This window comes from Cellulophaga omnivescoria (assembly GCF_001999725.1).
Classification (GTDB): Bacteria; Bacteroidota; Bacteroidia; order Flavobacteriales; family Flavobacteriaceae; genus Cellulophaga; species Cellulophaga omnivescoria.
Map to the genome: position 1 here is coordinate 528699 of NZ_MDDP01000010.1, position 15180 is coordinate 543878.

Annotated in this window: 13 protein-coding genes and 1 riboswitch; all 13 genes read left to right on the forward strand. The window is 34.6% G+C overall.

Annotated elements, in window-relative coordinates; all coding sequences use genetic code 11:
• The first annotated feature begins 46 nt into the window (after positions 1–46).
• The 13 genes from BFJ87_RS07365 to metF all read left to right on the forward strand — a co-directional run bounded on the left by BFJ87_RS07365 (position 47) and on the right by metF (position 15158).
• Positions 47–1210 carry a trans-sulfuration enzyme family protein gene (locus BFJ87_RS07365; protein ID WP_077402110.1) on the forward strand — a complete coding sequence of 388 codons (1164 nt, stop codon included), beginning with the start codon at positions 47–49 and terminating at the stop codon, positions 1208–1210.
• A gap of 110 nt (positions 1211–1320) precedes the next feature.
• Positions 1321–1728, forward strand: a complete 408-nt coding sequence (locus tag BFJ87_RS07370; protein ID WP_077402113.1) for an RrF2 family transcriptional regulator — start codon at positions 1321–1323, stop codon at positions 1726–1728.
• Between the two features lie 216 nt (positions 1729–1944).
• On the forward strand, positions 1945–2208 hold the full coding sequence (locus BFJ87_RS07375; protein WP_013621535.1) for a DUF2061 domain-containing protein: 264 nt from the start codon (positions 1945–1947) through the stop codon (positions 2206–2208).
• 18 nt (positions 2209–2226) lie between these two features.
• Entirely contained in the window at positions 2227–2850 is a 624-nt protein-coding gene (locus BFJ87_RS07380) for a phosphoadenosine phosphosulfate reductase domain-containing protein (RefSeq protein WP_077402116.1), read from the forward strand.
• Between the two features lie 53 nt (positions 2851–2903).
• Positions 2904–3842, forward strand: coding sequence for a sulfate adenylyltransferase subunit CysD (gene cysD, locus BFJ87_RS07385; protein WP_408612218.1), 939 nt, complete (start codon positions 2904–2906; stop codon positions 3840–3842).
• A 112-nt stretch (positions 3843–3954) separates the two neighbouring features.
• Positions 3955–5202, forward strand: coding sequence for a sulfate adenylyltransferase subunit 1 (locus tag BFJ87_RS07390; protein WP_077402119.1), 1248 nt, complete (start codon positions 3955–3957; stop codon positions 5200–5202).
• 107 nt (positions 5203–5309) lie between these two features.
• Positions 5310–7400 (forward strand): HEPN domain-containing protein, encoded by a 2091-nt coding sequence (locus BFJ87_RS07395; protein WP_077402122.1) that lies wholly within the window; start codon positions 5310–5312, stop codon positions 7398–7400.
• 4 nt (positions 7401–7404) lie between these two features.
• Complete coding sequence (gene cobA / locus BFJ87_RS07400; RefSeq protein WP_077402125.1) at positions 7405–8187, forward strand: uroporphyrinogen-III C-methyltransferase; 783 nt, start codon at positions 7405–7407, stop codon at positions 8185–8187.
• A gap of 63 nt (positions 8188–8250) precedes the next feature.
• On the forward strand, positions 8251–8838 hold the full coding sequence (locus BFJ87_RS07405) for a precorrin-2 dehydrogenase/sirohydrochlorin ferrochelatase family protein (protein WP_077402128.1): 588 nt from the start codon (positions 8251–8253) through the stop codon (positions 8836–8838).
• 49 nt (positions 8839–8887) lie between these two features.
• On the forward strand, positions 8888–9949 hold the full coding sequence (locus BFJ87_RS07410) for an NAD(P)/FAD-dependent oxidoreductase (protein WP_077402131.1): 1062 nt from the start codon (positions 8888–8890) through the stop codon (positions 9947–9949).
• Between the two features lie 127 nt (positions 9950–10076).
• Positions 10077–10194: riboswitch (SAM riboswitch) on the forward strand.
• 200 nt (positions 10195–10394) lie between these two features.
• A complete protein-coding gene (locus BFJ87_RS07415) occupies positions 10395–11402 on the forward strand; it encodes a homocysteine S-methyltransferase family protein (RefSeq protein ID WP_077402261.1) in 1008 nt (335 codons plus the stop codon).
• The gene (gene metH / locus BFJ87_RS07420; protein ID WP_077402134.1) at positions 11402–14092 is read left to right on the forward strand and encodes a methionine synthase; all 2691 of its coding nucleotides are present in this window, start codon (positions 11402–11404) and stop codon (positions 14090–14092) included. The genes BFJ87_RS07415 and metH overlap by 1 nt, the downstream gene beginning before the upstream one ends.
• A 112-nt stretch (positions 14093–14204) precedes the next feature.
• Complete coding sequence (gene metF / locus BFJ87_RS07425) at positions 14205–15158, forward strand: methylenetetrahydrofolate reductase [NAD(P)H] (RefSeq protein WP_077402137.1); 954 nt, start codon at positions 14205–14207, stop codon at positions 15156–15158.
• Positions 15159–15180: the final 22 nt, after the last annotated feature.

Below are 15180 nucleotides of genomic sequence, written 5' to 3' on the forward strand. Positions count from 1 at the left end.
TAGCGCTAATGGCTAATAATAGATGGTCAAGAATAAAAGAAATACTATGGATAATAAATTTGAAACTAACGCAATACGAACACAAATAGAACGCTCACAATTTTTAGAGCACTCTGCACCTTTATACTTAACATCTAGTTATGTTTTTGAAGATGCAGAAGATATGCGTGCGTCTTTTGCTGAGGAAAAGGATAGAAATATTTACTCTAGATATTCTAATCCTAACACGTCAGAATTTATACAAAAAATATGCAAAATGGAAGGAGCGGAGGCAGGCTTTGCTTTTGCTTCTGGTATGGCTGCTGTGTTTTCAACTTTTGCAGCTTTAGTAGAGAGCGGAGATCATATTATTTCATCTAAAAGTATATTTGGCTCTACACATAGTTTATTTGTAAACTTTTTCCCCAAATGGAATGTGACCACAAGTTATTTTGATGCTCATAATTTAGAAGGTATTGAAGCTTTAATCACTCCAAAAACTAAAATTTTATATGCCGAGTCACCTACCAATCCTGCTGTAGATATTTTAGATTTAGAGGTGCTTGGTGCTATTGCTAAAAAACACAATCTTATTTTAATTATAGACAATTGTTTTGCATCGCCCTATTTACAACAGCCTATAAAGTTTGGAGCAGATTTGGTGATACATTCTGGTACAAAATTAATAGATGGTCAAGGTCGTGTACTAGCAGGTATAACGGTTGGTAGTGCGGATTTAATAGATAAGGTTTATCGTTTCTCTAGAATATCAGGGCCTGCATTGTCTCCTTTTAACGCGTGGGTATTGTCTAAAAGCTTAGAAACGTTAGCAATTAGAGTAGATAGGCATTCTGAAAATGCATTGCAGTTAGCCGAGTATCTAGAAGCGCACCCAAAAGTAAACTGGGTTAAATACCCTTTTTTAAAGTCGCATCCACAATACAAAGTAGCTAAAAAACAAATGAAAGCTGGTGGTTGTATAGTTGCTTTTGAGGTAAAAGGAGGTTTGCAAGCAGGACAAGAATTTTTTAATGCTATAAAGTTGTTATCGCTCTCTGCAAACCTAGGAGATTCTAGAAGTATTGTAACTCACCCTGCATCTACAACGCATAGTAAACTTGCAGCAGAAGATAGAGTGGCCGTGGGTATTACAGATGGTACCGTTAGGGTTTCCGTTGGTTTAGAACATATAGATGATATTATTGCAGATATAAAACAAGCGTTGGGGTAGGTTGTAGTAATAAAGTATATATTTAGGCTTTTATAATAAGGGTTTAATTTAAAAATAGTTAGCTAAAAATCAGCACTTTTTTAAATCCCAATTTTGCCTATCTTTGTACTATGCTATCCAAAAAAACCAAATACGGGCTTAAGGCCTTAACTTATTTAGCTCAAAAAGAAGATAGGAATCCGGTTCCTATTGGAGAAATTGCGCAACAAAATAACATATCTCAAAAATTTTTAGAGAGTATTTTATTAATGCTTCGTAGAACAGGAGTTTTGTCTTCTAAAAAAGGTAAAGGAGGTGGTTATTACTTAATTAAGGAGCCATCAGAAATTTTAATGACAGATGTTATTAGAGTGTTAGAAGGGCCTATTGCAATGGTACCTTGTGTTAGTTTAAATTTTTATGAAAAGTGTGATGATTGCCCAGATGAAGGTACTTGTTCTGTTCACAAACTAATGCTAAAAGTAAGAGACAGTGCTTTAGAAATATATAAAAACACCACTCTTAGTCATCTTATCTAAGATTAAAATATTTACCGCTATACTATTTTAGCTTTGTAAGGCTACCAATATTCTATTGTGTTCTTTTACAGATACTTCATATTTATCAAAAAAACTTCTTATTTTTTGATAATCTACTAAAACCATAGGATTTATGCGTTTTTTAACAGTTACTATCGTTAAAAGTTATACATTTGTAATTCCTACTAATTAAATAGGGTAATAAAAATTAAGTAAATGATTGCTGATCAATTGATTTTAAATAAAGAAACTTCTAAAGGAAGTTACAAGTCAGACAAACAGTCAGAGAGTCCTAAAAGGAGCATAGTCAAGTCTATTAGCTGGAGAGTAGTGGGGACAATAGACACCGTTTTAATTTCTTGGTTTGTAACCGGAACATTAAAATTAGCGTTCTCTATAGGTTTAATAGAATTAGTTACAAAAATGGTATTGTATTTTTTTCACGAGCGTGTTTGGAATTCAATTAAGTGGGGTAAATAACATATAAGTATAGTAAAAATGAGTTTTACAGAAGATATCATAAAAAATTTAAATGCTCAGTTTAGAGGTATTCCGCCAGAAGAAATTATTTCTTGGGCAATAGAATATGCAAAAAATGCTGTAATTACTACCAATTTTAGACCTTATGAGGTTGCTATACTAAATGCGGTAACTGCAATTAAAAAAGATATTCCTGTTGTTTGGTGTGATACAGGTTACAATACACCAAACACCTATAAACACGCAGAAGAGTTAATTTCTACACTAGATTTAAACGTAAAATTATATGTGCCTTTACAAACTAGTGCACACAGAGACGCTGTAATGGGTATACCATCTATAGACGATCCAAAACATAAAGAGTTTACAGAGCAAGTTAAGTTAGAGCCTTTTAAAAGAGCTATGGCAGAACACAAGCCAGATGTATGGTTTACTAACTTAAGAAAAGGCCAAACGGCACTTAGAGATTCACTAGGAATTTTAAGCTTAAGTAAAGACGGAATTTTAAAAGTAAGTCCGTTTTACCACTGGTCAGATGTGCAGCTAGATGCATATTTAGCAGAACGTAATTTACCCAACGAACATAAATATTTTGATCCTACTAAGGTATTAGAAAACAGAGAGTGTGGTTTACACACTTAGGATAAACTAGGATTTAAAAAGATATAAAATAAAACACCAATATTTTGGAAACATTGATAAAAGATACAAAATCACAAACAACAGCCAACACTTCATTACAAGGGTTGGGTAATGCTTTGGAGAACGAAGCTATTTACATTTTTAGAGAAGTAGTAGCCCAGTTTGAAAAACCTGTATTGTTGTTTTCTGGCGGAAAGGATAGTATTACTCTAGTACGCTTGGCACAAAAAGCATTTTGGCCGGCTAAAATTCCGTTCCCTTTAATGCATATAGATACAGGACATAATTTTCCTGAAACTATAGAGTTTAGAGATAAATTGGTTAAAGAATTAGGTGTAGAGCTTATTGTTAGAAATGTACAAGATTCTATAGATCAAGGAAAAGTAGTAGAAGAAACAGGTAAGTACGCAAGTAGAAATATGCTACAGACTACTACACTTTTAGATGCTATTGAAGAATTTAAATTTGATGCTTGTATTGGTGGTGCTCGTAGAGATGAAGAAAAAGCGAGAGCTAAAGAGCGTATTTTTTCTGTTCGAGATGATTTTGGACAATGGGATGAAAAAAACCAGAGACCAGAATTGTTTGATATGTTAAATGGAACAATAGAAATAGGACAAAATGTACGTGTTTTTCCTATTAGCAACTGGACAGAGTTAGATGTATGGAGCTATATTCAAAAAGAACAAATTGAAATTCCATCAATCTATTTTGCACATAAAAGAAACATCTTTTTAAGAGATGGCTTAATCTGGTCTGCAGAAGATGATGTTGTTTTTAGAGCAGAAGATGAGGTAGTAGAAGAACGTTGGGTGCGATTTAGAACCGTTGGTGATATGTCTTGTACGGCAGCAGTGTTATCTAAAGCAGATTCTATAGATAAAGTAGTAGCAGAAATTAGAGATTCTAAAATATCTGAACGTGGTGCACGTATAGATGACAAGCGCTCCGAGGCTGCTATGGAAAAAAGAAAACAACAAGGATACTTTTAAAAAGTACAGCGTACTTAGTCTAAAGTATATAAGTTAAAAAAGAAGTTTAAAATAAAAAAAGTAAGAGTAACAAAGTCTTTGTACTTGCTACTTTATACTTAATACACATAAAATGAACGTACTAAAAATAGCAACAGCAGGTAGTGTAGATGATGGTAAAAGTACCTTAATTGGTAGGTTACTTTACGATACAAAATCACTTACCGAAGATAAACTAGAGGCCATTAAAAAAAGTAGTGAACAACGTGGGTATGATTACCTAGATTTTTCATTAGCTACAGATGGTTTAGTTGCAGAACGTGAACAAGGTATAACTATAGATGTGGCTCATATCTATTTCTCAACACCAACAAAAAGTTACATTATAGCAGATACACCTGGTCACGTAGAGTATACCAGAAATATGGTTACAGGTGCATCAACTTCTCAGGTGGCTATTATTTTAATTGATGCTAGAAAAGGGGTTATAGAGCAAACATACCGTCATTTTTTCATCAACAATTTATTACGTGTAAAAAATGTAATAGTTGCTGTAAATAAAATGGATTTGGTAGATTATTCTGAAGAGGTTTTTAATAACATTAAAAAAGATTTTGAAGCCTTAAATGCAAAAAGTACGTACGCAGAACAAATAGTTAGTTATATTCCGGTTAGTGCCTTAAAAGGAGACAATATTGTAGACAAAACAGATGCAATGTCTTGGTACAATGGTGATACAATTTTAGGGCATTTAGAGGAATTAGAGGCGCAAGATGTTTATGATGCAGGTAAAGTACGTTTTCCTGTGCAAACCGTAATCAGACCAAAAACAGATGAGTTTCACGATTTTAGAGGCTATGCAGGTAAAATTACAGGTGGAAGCCTAAAAGTAGGAGATGCTGTAACTGTTTTACCTTCTTTAACGCAGTCTAAAATAAAAGAGATATTCTTTTTTGATAAGACTTATAATGAGGCACCAGCAGGTAGTTCTGTAAATATTACCTTAGAAGATGATATTAACATTACTAGGGGAGATATGCTTGTTAAAACAGATGAACTTCCAAAAATTGAAAAACAAGTTACTGCTACAGTTTGTTGGATGGATAGTAAAAACTTAGTGCCAGGAACTAAGTATATTGTACAACATAATACTAACCGTGTGTTATCTAAAATTGATAGTATAAACAGTGTTATAGCAACAGATTATACAGGAGAACAAGAAAACAATAATAAATTATCCTTAAATGAAATAGGAGAAGTGAGTATTAAACTTAGCAAGCCTATTTATTTTGATAGTTATAACGATAATAAATCTAATGGAGCTTTTATTTTAATTGATGCGCAAACCAACACAACGGCTGGTGCAGGATTTATAAGTTAAGCCAAAAGAAGTAATAAAGAGTGTTTATTTTAAGCACTTTTTTATCTAAAATCCTATTATATCTATAGGATAATAGTAATTATAAAAAAAGCCATAATCACAAGCAAATGCAAAGTTTTAGAACAGAAATAGAAAATCCAGTAGTAGCTAAAGATATTATAGATTTAGAAGCTAAAATAAAACAGTTTAATGACGGTAAGTTAGACGAAGAAAAGTTTAGAAGTTTGCGTTTGGCTCGTGGTATTTATGGTCAGCGTCAACCAGGCGTACAAATGATCCGTATTAAATTGCCATATGGTAAAGTAACATCTACACAGCTTAAGCGTATTTGTGATGTATCTGAAGAATATTCTACAGGACGCTTACACATTACCACGCGTCAGGATATACAAATACATTATGTAGATATAGAGCGTACACCAGAACTTTGGGCGCAATTGGCTAAAGATGATATAACTATTAGAGAGGCTTGTGGTAATGCAGTACGTAATATAACTGCTAGTGAAACCGCTGGTATAGATGTAGATGAGCCTTTTGATGTATCTCCGTACGCACACGCAATGTTTCAATACTTTTTAAGAAATCCTATTAGTCAAGAAATGGGAAGAAAATTTAAGGTTTCTTTTTCTTCTAGTGATACAGATACAGGACTTTCTTATATGCATGATCTTGGTTTTATAGCCAAAATACAAAACGGAGTTAGAGGATTTAAAGTGCTTTTAGCTGGTGGTTTAGGCTCGCAGCCACGCCACGCAGAAGAGTTGTATACTTTTTTGGAGGCCGATAAAATTATTCCGTTAATGGATGGTGTTATTCGTGTTTTTGACAGGTACGGAGAACGTAAAAGTAGAGCGAAAGCCAGAATGAAATTTTTGCTAAAGGATATTGGTTTAGATGGTTTTAGAGCATTGTTAGAAGAAGAGCAAAATGCAATTCCGCAAGATTCTTTTCCTGTAGATGTAGATGCATATCCAAAGGTAAAAGTAGCAAATGCTAAAGTACCAGAAGTAGCAATTAAAAATACAGAAGCTTTTCAGCAATGGAAAAGCACAAACCTTGTGCCTCAAAAACAACAAGGCTATGTAGCTATTGGTATAAAAGTAAAGTTAGGAGATTTTTATATTGAAGAAGCTCGTCAATTAGCAGATTTAGTAGATGCGTATGCAGCGGGAGAATTTCGTTTGTCATTGCGTCAAAACATCCTAATACCTTATGTAAAAGAGGAGTTGGTTCCTTTCTTTTATACAGAGTTAGAAAAACTTGGTTTTGTAGAGGCTGGTTATAACAAAGCATCAGATATAACTGCTTGTCCTGGTACAGATACGTGTAATTTAGGTATTGCAAGTAGTACTGGTATTGCAGCAGAGTTAGAAAGAGTAATTACAGCAGAATATCCACAATACATAAACAATAAAGATGTTGTTATAAAAATTAGTGGATGTATGAATGCCTGTGGTCAACACAATATGGCAAACATTGGTTTCCAAGGGATGTCTGTACGTACAAAAGATAAGTTGGTAGCGCCTGCTTTGCAAGTTCTATTAGGTGGTGGTAATTTAGGTGATGGTAATGGCGTTTTTGCAGATAAAGTTGTAAAAGTGCCAAGTAAAAGAGGCCCAGAAGCCTTGCGTTTAATTTTAAACGATTTTGATGCCAATGCAAACGGACAATCGTTTACAGAATATTACAAAGAAAAAGGAGAGCATTATTTTTATGATTTTCTAAAACACCTAACAGACGTAGATAATTTAACTCAGGAAGATTTTATAGACTGGGGAAATACAGAACGTTATGAAAAAGCTATTGGAGTAGGCGAGTGTGCTGGTGTTGTTATAGATTTAATTGCAACTTTATTGTTTGAGAGCGAAGAAAAAATTGAAAACGCAGCAGCAGCATTAGAAGATAAAAAATGGTCTGCTAGTATTTTTCATTCGTATTCTGCAATGGTAAACTCTGCTAAAGCATTACTTACAGCACAAAACACAAAAACAAACACGCATATTAGTATTATTAAAGATTTTGATACTCATTTTGTGTCAAACGGTTTAATAAAATTACAGACGTCTTTTGAGGAGTTGGCGTTGCAAATAAAAAGCAACAAACCAACGCAAGAATTTGCAGAAGCATATCTTAAAGATTCTAAAGTGTTTTTAGAGGTAGTACAAAAGTTTAGAGAAAAAGAATTAGAAGAAGCTTAAAATTATGGCAAACAAACAAAACACAAACGGACTACTTACAGTAGTTGGTGCAGGGCCTGGAGATGCAGAACTTATTACGCTAAAAGCTATAAAAGCATTGCAAAATGCAGATGTTGTTTTGTTTGATGCTTTGGTGAATAAGGAGTTGCTAGAGTTTGCAGTAAATGCAGAGCATATTTTTGTAGGTAAAAGAAAAGGGTGTTATGCGTACCAACAAGAGCAAATTAATGAGCTTATTGTAAGCAGAGCAAAAAGTCACGGTAATGTAGTACGTTTAAAAGGTGGCGACCCATTTATTTTTGGTCGCGGATCAGAAGAAATGGAATATGCAGCTAGTCACGATGTGGCAGTAGCTATGGTTCCAGGAATATCGTCTTCAATAGCAGTACCAGCTTTTCAAAACATACCAGTTACAAAAAGGGGAGCTTCAGAGAGTTTTTGGGTAATTACTGGTACAACCAAAAACCATAAATTATCTACAGATGTGCACTTGGCAGCAAAGTCTAGTGCAACAGTAGTAATTTTAATGGGTATGGGTAAATTATCAGAAATTGTACAGTTATTTCAGCAAGAAGACAAAGCAGAAACACCTGTGGCAATTATTCAAAACGGAACCACCGTTAACGAAAAAGTTGGTGTTGGTACCATATCAACCATAGAAAAAGTAGTGCAAGAAAATGAGTTGTCTAATCCTGCAATTATTGTTATTGGTGATGTTGTTAGGCATAGAGCGCAATTGCATAAGGTACAACAACAGATAAAAACAAAAGAAGTAGTAGTAAATTAAGTGGTACAGTTATTTGGTTATTTTTGATGAGGTAAACAAAACAGTAACACCAAAAACAAAGTAATGGAACGTAATAATTTATATCCAGTTTTTTTAAAAACGTCTCAACTGCACGTGCTAATAGTAGGTGGCGGTAATGTGGCAGAAGAAAAACTACGCTTTTTAACCAAATCTAGTCCAGATGCTGTAGTTACAATGGTATCTCCTTGGTATGCAGAAAAAACACTAGAATTGGCTAATAAATTTAATGTTACAACTATTACAGATGTCTATAATGTAAGCTATTTAGATGGTAAACATATGGTAGTTGCCACTACAGATAATGTAGATGTAAACATACAAGTTTATAAAGATTGTAGAGCGCAATTTAAATTGGTAAACGTAGCAGATAATCCTCCGTATTGCGATTTTTATATGGGCGGAATTGTAACCAAAGGCAATGTAAAAATTGGTATTTCTACCAACGGTAAGTCGCCAACAACAGCAAAACGTTTGCGTCAGTTTTTTGAAGACGTAATACCAGAAGATATTAGTAAAATGGTTCAGAATTTAAACGATTACAGGAAAACCATAAAAGGAGATTTTGAAGAAAAAGTAGATAAAATGAACCAGATTACAAGTTCCTTAGTAGATAAAAAAGAAAATAATTAAAACATTAGAATGAGGATAAATACTCATTAGTAAGTACTAAATTAAAATTATGATTAAGACAGATATATTAATTATTGGCGCAGGACCAACAGGATTGTTTACCGTTTTTGAGGCAGGTTTGTTAAAACTAAAATGCCATTTAATAGATGCATTGCCGCAACCAGGCGGACAGTGTGCAGAGATATATCCTAAAAAACCAATTTATGATATTCCTGCTTTTCCAGAAATTTTAGCAGGCGATTTGGTTACCAATCTAATGGAGCAAATAAAATCTTTTGAGCCTGGTTTTACATTAGCAGAAAGAGCAGATACTTTAGATAAGTTAGACGATGGTACTTTTGTGGTAACCACAAACAAAGGAACAAAGCACAATGCACCAGTTGTTGTTATTGCAGGTGGTTTAGGATCTTTTGAGCCTAGAAAACCGCAAATAGAGAACATTCTTAATTTTGAAGATAAAGGTGTTGCTTATATGATTAAAGATCCAGAAGTATACAGAGACAAAAAAGTTGTTATTGCTGGTGGTGGAGATTCTGCCTTAGACTGGGCAATTTTCTTAGCAGACGTAGCAGCAGAAGTATCTTTAGTACACCGTAGAAATGAGTTTAGAGGCGCTTTAGATTCTGTAGAAAAAGCATCAGAACTTGCAAAAGCAGGTAAAATAAAATTATTTACAGAGGCACAAGTAACCAAGTTATACGGAGACGATCATTTAGAGGCTGTAGTTGTAAAATATAACGACGAGGAAAAAGGAGAAAGCTACGTAGAAGTAGATAATTTTATCCCTTTATTTGGACTATCACCTAAATTAGGTCCAATAGGAAATTGGGGACTAGAGATAGAGAAAAATGCCATAAAAGTAGACAACTCTTATGACTACCAAACCAACATACCAGGTGTTTATGCAATTGGCGATGTTAACACTTACAAAGGCAAATTAAAACTAATTTTATCTGGTTTTCATGAAGCAGCCGTAATGTGTCAAAGTGCATACCAACGTATAAACCCAGGCAAACGTTACGTAATGAAATACACAACCGTAGGTGGCGTAGAAGGTTTTGATGGTTCAAAAAAAGAAGCCAAAAAAGAAGTTGTACAAAGCATTTCGTAAAAATATTACAATTTTAAGCCTATATGTTTAAAAAACACGTGTAGGCTTAAAAATTACCAGCAATATTTGGTTATAAAAAAGTTGTGCTGTTACTTTGTGGCTCAATTAGTTCATTAATAGACTGAAAACGTTATCAAGAAAGGTGGAGGGATTAGACCCTATGAAACCTTAGCAACCCTTTATTCTTATTTAAAGAAGGTGCTACATTCTACTACGTTGTTACAAAACAACACGGCAGATAACTCACAAATTAGTAAAGACATTCACAGTCTTATCTCATTTACCTTACTTGATATTTTATTTATAGCGTTCCATTTGTTTGCAAGCACAAATGGCCAGGCTTTCTGCTGTATTTTTTGGTTTTAGCAAACAGGTTTTACAAACCGTTGCCACCAAAAAGATGCCGCATCAATCCTTAACGCACAACATAATATTATACGGTACAATGAAAAGTATACAAGACATATTAAAAGAAAGAATTTTAGTGCTAGACGGTGCCATGGGTACAATGTTACAGCGCTACAAGTTTACCGAAGAAGACTTTAGAGGCAAACGTTTTGCAGACTGGGAACACCCATTACAAGGCAATAACGATTTACTTTCGCTAACCCAACCAGAAGCTATAGCAGAAGTACACCGTAAATATTTTGCAGCTGGTGCAGATATTGTAGAAACCAACACCTTTTCTGGTACAACCATAGCAATGGCAGACTATTTTATGGAAGATTTAGTGTACGAACTAAATTATGAGTCGGCACGTATAGCAAAACAAGTTGCAGATGAGTTTACCGCTAAAGAACCACACAAACCAAGGTTTGTAGCAGGTAGTATTGGGCCAACCAATAAAACGGCAAGTATGTCTCCAGATGTTAACGATCCTGGTTTTAGAGGTATTACTTTTGACGAACTTAGAATAGCCTACAAACAACAAGTAGAAGCGTTGTTAGATGGTGGCTCAGATATTTTATTAGTAGAAACCATTTTTGATACCCTTAACGCAAAAGCGGCACTTTTTGCTATAGAAGAGGTAAAAGAAGAACGCAGTATAGATGTTCCTATAATGGTAAGCGGCACAATTACAGATGCCTCTGGCAGAACTTTATCTGGGCAAACAGCAGAAGCTTTTTTAATATCAATAAGTCATATTCCTATTTTAACTGTTGGTTTTAATTGTGCTTTAGGAGCAAACCAATTAGTGCCACACTTAGAGGTTTTGGCGACAAAAACAGATTTTGGAGTTTCTGCACATCCAAATGCAGGTTTGCCAAATGCTTTTGGTGAGTATGATGAGACTGCAGAAGAAATGGCTGTACAAATAAAAGAATATTTAGATAAAAGTTTGGTAAATATTGTTGGTGGTTGCTGTGGTACAACACCAGAACATATTAGCGCAATTGCCAATTTAGCAAAAGATTACAAACCAAGAAGTATTTCTGCAGAAACGGTATCGTAATGAAAAATGAAAAACCAAAATACTTAAAACTATCCGGACTAGAGCCTTTAATTGTTACGGAAAACACCAACTTTATAAATGTTGGTGAACGTACTAATGTTGCGGGTTCTAAAAAGTTTTTAAGGTTAATAAAAGAAGAAAAGTTTGATGAGGCCCTAGATATTGCTCGCCACCAAGTAGATGGTGGTGCTCAAATTATAGATATTAATATGGATGACGGACTTATAGATGGCAAAGAAGCTATGGTTAAGTTCTTAAATCTAATTATTGCAGAGCCAGATATCTCTAGAGTCCCAATTATGATAGACAGTTCTAAATGGGAAATTATAGAAGCTGGTTTGCAAGTGGTACAAGGCAAATGTGTGGTAAACTCTATAAGTCTTAAAGAAGGAGAAGAAGAATTTATACACCACGCAAAGCTTATTAAACGTTATGGTGCTGCTGTAATAGTAATGGCTTTTGATGAGGTTGGACAAGCAGATAATTACGAACGTAGAATAGAAATTGCAAAACGTTCTTATGATGTTTTGGTAAACAAAGTAAAATTTGCACCAGAAGATATCATTTTTGATCTTAATATTTTTCCTGTTGCTACCGGTATGGAGGAGCACAGACGTAATGCCATAGATTTTATTGAGGCTACTGATTGGGTAAAAGAAAACTTGCCGCATTGTAGTGTAAGTGGTGGCGTTAGTAATGTATCGTTTTCTTTTAGAGGTAACAATCCCGTACGTGAGGCTATGCACTCGGTGTTTTTATACCACGCCATACAAGCTGGTATGAATATGGGAATTGTAAATCCTACTATGCTAGAGGTTTATGATGATATTCCTAAAGATTTATTAGAGCGTGTAGAAGATGTAATGTTAGACCGTAGAGATGATGCTACAGAACGTTTGCTAGATTTTGCAGAAACTGTTGTAGGTAAAGCTAAAGAAAGCACGGTAGATTTATCATGGAGAGAAGAACCAATACAAAACCGTATTACTAGAGCATTGGTAAAAGGTATAGACCAATATATTGTAGAAGACGTAGAAGCAGCTAGGCAAAGTGTAGAAAAACCTATAGAGGTTATAGAAGGTCATTTAATGACAGGAATGAATGTTGTAGGGGACTTGTTTGGTAGCGGAAAAATGTTTTTACCGCAGGTTGTAAAGTCGGCACGAGTAATGAAAAAAGCGGTTGCTTATTTATTACCGTACATAGAAGAGGAAAAACTTAAAAATCCGCAAGAGGGTGACTCAAAAAATGCGGGTAAAATTTTAATGGCTACCGTAAAAGGAGATGTACATGATATAGGTAAAAATATTGTGGGTGTGGTTTTAGCTTGCAACAATTATGAAATTGTAGACCTAGGCGTAATGGTGCCACCAGAAAAAATTATACAAGCTGCCAAAGATGAAAAAGTAGATGTTATTGGTTTAAGCGGATTAATAACACCCTCTTTAGATGAAATGGTTTTTTTAGCTAAAGAAATGGAGCGCCAAAACTTTACTGTGCCTTTGCTTATTGGTGGCGCAACCACTAGCAAAGCACATACTGCCGTAAAAATAGATCCGCAGTATAAAAATGCTGTGGTATATGTTAATGATGCCTCTAGAGCGGTTACTGTTGTTGGAGATTTGTTGCAAAAAGAAACCAAAGACGACTTTAAAAAAACTATAAAATTAGATTATGAAGAGTTTAGAAAACAGTTTTTAAAGCGTACCAAACATAAGGAGTATTTATCTATAGCAGATGCACGTAAAAACAAGTATAAAATAGATTGGAAAACATCTGAAATTGTAAAGCCAAATACACTTGGAATACAAGTTATAGAGGAATATGATTTAAGCAAGTTGGTAGAATTTATAGATTGGACTCCGTTTTTTAGAAGCTGGGAGCTACACGGTAAATTTCCAGATATTTTAACTGATGAAATTGTAGGTACACAGGCTACAGATTTGTTTGCAGAAGCACAACAAATGCTAACAAAGCTTATAGATGAAAAACTACTAACCGCAAAAGCAGTTTTTGGTTTGTTTAAAGCCAATACAATTAATGATGATGACATTGAGTTAGAGACTCCAAATGGGAAACACACGTTTAGAACCTTGCGTCAGCAATTAAAGAAGTATGCTGGTAAGCCAAATTTTGCTTTGTCAGATTTTATTGCGCCAAAAGAAACAGGTAAAGAAGATTATATAGGTTGTTTTTGCGTAAGCACTGGTTTTGGTGCAGAAGAAATAGCCGAAAATTACCGTAAAGATTTAGACGACTACAATTCTATTATGGTAAAAGCTTTAGCAGATAGGTTGGCAGAGGCTTTTGCTGAATGCCTGCATAAAGACATTAGAACTACTCATTGGGGATATGCAAGTAATGAAACTTTAGATAATGAAGCTTTAATTAAAGAAGAGTACAAAGGTATTAGGCCGGCACCGGGGTACCCCGCTTGTCCAGACCACCTAGAGAAACCTACTATCTGGGACATTTTAAAAGTAAAAGAAACTATTGGTGTAGAACTTACCGATAGTTTGGCAATGTGGCCAGCAGCATCGGTTTCTGGATATTATTTTGCTAACCCAGAGGCTCGCTATTTTGGAGTTGGAAAAATAAAAGAAGACCAAGTGGAAGATTTTGCAGCTCGTAAAAATATAGAATTAGAAACCGCTTTAAAATGGCTTGCGCCAAATATAGCAGATGATTAATGTTGTGTTGTTGCGTTAGGGATTAAGGTATTGTTGAAGCTCTTTTATGGTTTTTATCCATAAAAAGCGACTACCGAAAGCCCGACCGTAGGAACGCCAAAAAAATATAAAAATGAAAGTAACCGACCATATTAAAAACGCAAACGGAAAAACATTATTTTCTTTTGAAATTATACCGCCTGTAAAGGGTAGAAATATTCAGGAATTATACGGAAATATAGATCCGTTAATGGAGTTTAAACCACCTTTTATTGATGTTACCACGTCTAGAGAAGAGTATATTTATATAGACCGTGATGGTTTGTTAGATAAAAAACTTACGCGAATGAGACCCGGTACTGTTGGTATTTGTGCGTCTATAAAACATAAATATGATGTAGATACCGTGCCGCATGTATTGTGTGGTGGTTTTACTAAGGAAGAAACCGAATATTTGTTGGTAGATTGTCACTATTTGGGTATTGATAATGTTATGGCGTTACGCGGAGATGCTATGCGTGAACAAAAGTATTTTGAAGCCACAAAAGGTGGACACAAATATGCAGTAAGTTTGGTAGAACAAATACAAAAGCTTAATTGCGGAACATATTTACATGAAGTTATAGAAACTGATAATTGTTCTGATTTTTGCATTGGTGTTGCAGGTTACCCAGAAAAACATATGGAAGCACCGTCTTTATTAACAGATTTAAAACGCCTAAAGCAAAAGGTAGATGCTGGTGCAGATTATGTGGTTACGCAAATGTTTTTTGATAATAACAAATATTTTGAGTTTGTAAAGGCTGCTAAAGATTTTGGAATTCATGTGCCAATTATTCCGGGAATAAAACCAATTGCTGTTAAAAAACACCTACAGTTACTACCACAAGTTTTTAAAATTGATGTACCACAAGACTTAGTAGATGCTGTTGAGGATTGTAAGGATAATAAAGCAGTGCGCCAAGTTGGGGTAGATTGGGCTATACAACAATCTAAAGAGTTAAAAGATGCGGGTGTACCTGTATTGCATTACTACTCTATGGGTAAGTCTGACAATATTAAGGCTATAGCAAAAGAACTTTTTTAATTTTTGTAAGTATTAGCTTATA

What these genes read in the sequence shown, in the direction of transcription:
- BFJ87_RS07415 (WP_077402261.1), top strand. Translation starts at nt 10,395, where the DNA reads ATGAAAAGTATACAAGACATATTAAAAGAAAGAATTTTAGTGCTAGAC.
- metH (WP_077402134.1), top strand. Translation starts at nt 11,402, where the DNA reads ATGAAAAATGAAAAACCAAAATACTTAAAACTATCCGGACTAGAGCCT.
- BFJ87_RS07395 (WP_077402122.1), top strand. Translation starts at nt 5,310, where the DNA reads ATGCAAAGTTTTAGAACAGAAATAGAAAATCCAGTAGTAGCTAAAGAT.
- BFJ87_RS07380 (WP_077402116.1), top strand. Translation starts at nt 2,227, where the DNA reads ATGAGTTTTACAGAAGATATCATAAAAAATTTAAATGCTCAGTTTAGA.
- BFJ87_RS07390 (WP_077402119.1), top strand. Translation starts at nt 3,955, where the DNA reads ATGAACGTACTAAAAATAGCAACAGCAGGTAGTGTAGATGATGGTAAA.
- cobA (WP_077402125.1), top strand. Translation starts at nt 7,405, where the DNA reads ATGGCAAACAAACAAAACACAAACGGACTACTTACAGTAGTTGGTGCA.
- BFJ87_RS07410 (WP_077402131.1), top strand. Translation starts at nt 8,888, where the DNA reads ATGATTAAGACAGATATATTAATTATTGGCGCAGGACCAACAGGATTG.
- metF (WP_077402137.1), top strand. Translation starts at nt 14,205, where the DNA reads ATGAAAGTAACCGACCATATTAAAAACGCAAACGGAAAAACATTATTT.
- BFJ87_RS07370 (WP_077402113.1), top strand. Translation starts at nt 1,321, where the DNA reads ATGCTATCCAAAAAAACCAAATACGGGCTTAAGGCCTTAACTTATTTA.
- BFJ87_RS07375 (WP_013621535.1), top strand. Translation starts at nt 1,945, where the DNA reads ATGATTGCTGATCAATTGATTTTAAATAAAGAAACTTCTAAAGGAAGT.
- BFJ87_RS07365 (WP_077402110.1), top strand. Translation starts at nt 47, where the DNA reads ATGGATAATAAATTTGAAACTAACGCAATACGAACACAAATAGAACGC.
- BFJ87_RS07405 (WP_077402128.1), top strand. Translation starts at nt 8,251, where the DNA reads ATGGAACGTAATAATTTATATCCAGTTTTTTTAAAAACGTCTCAACTG.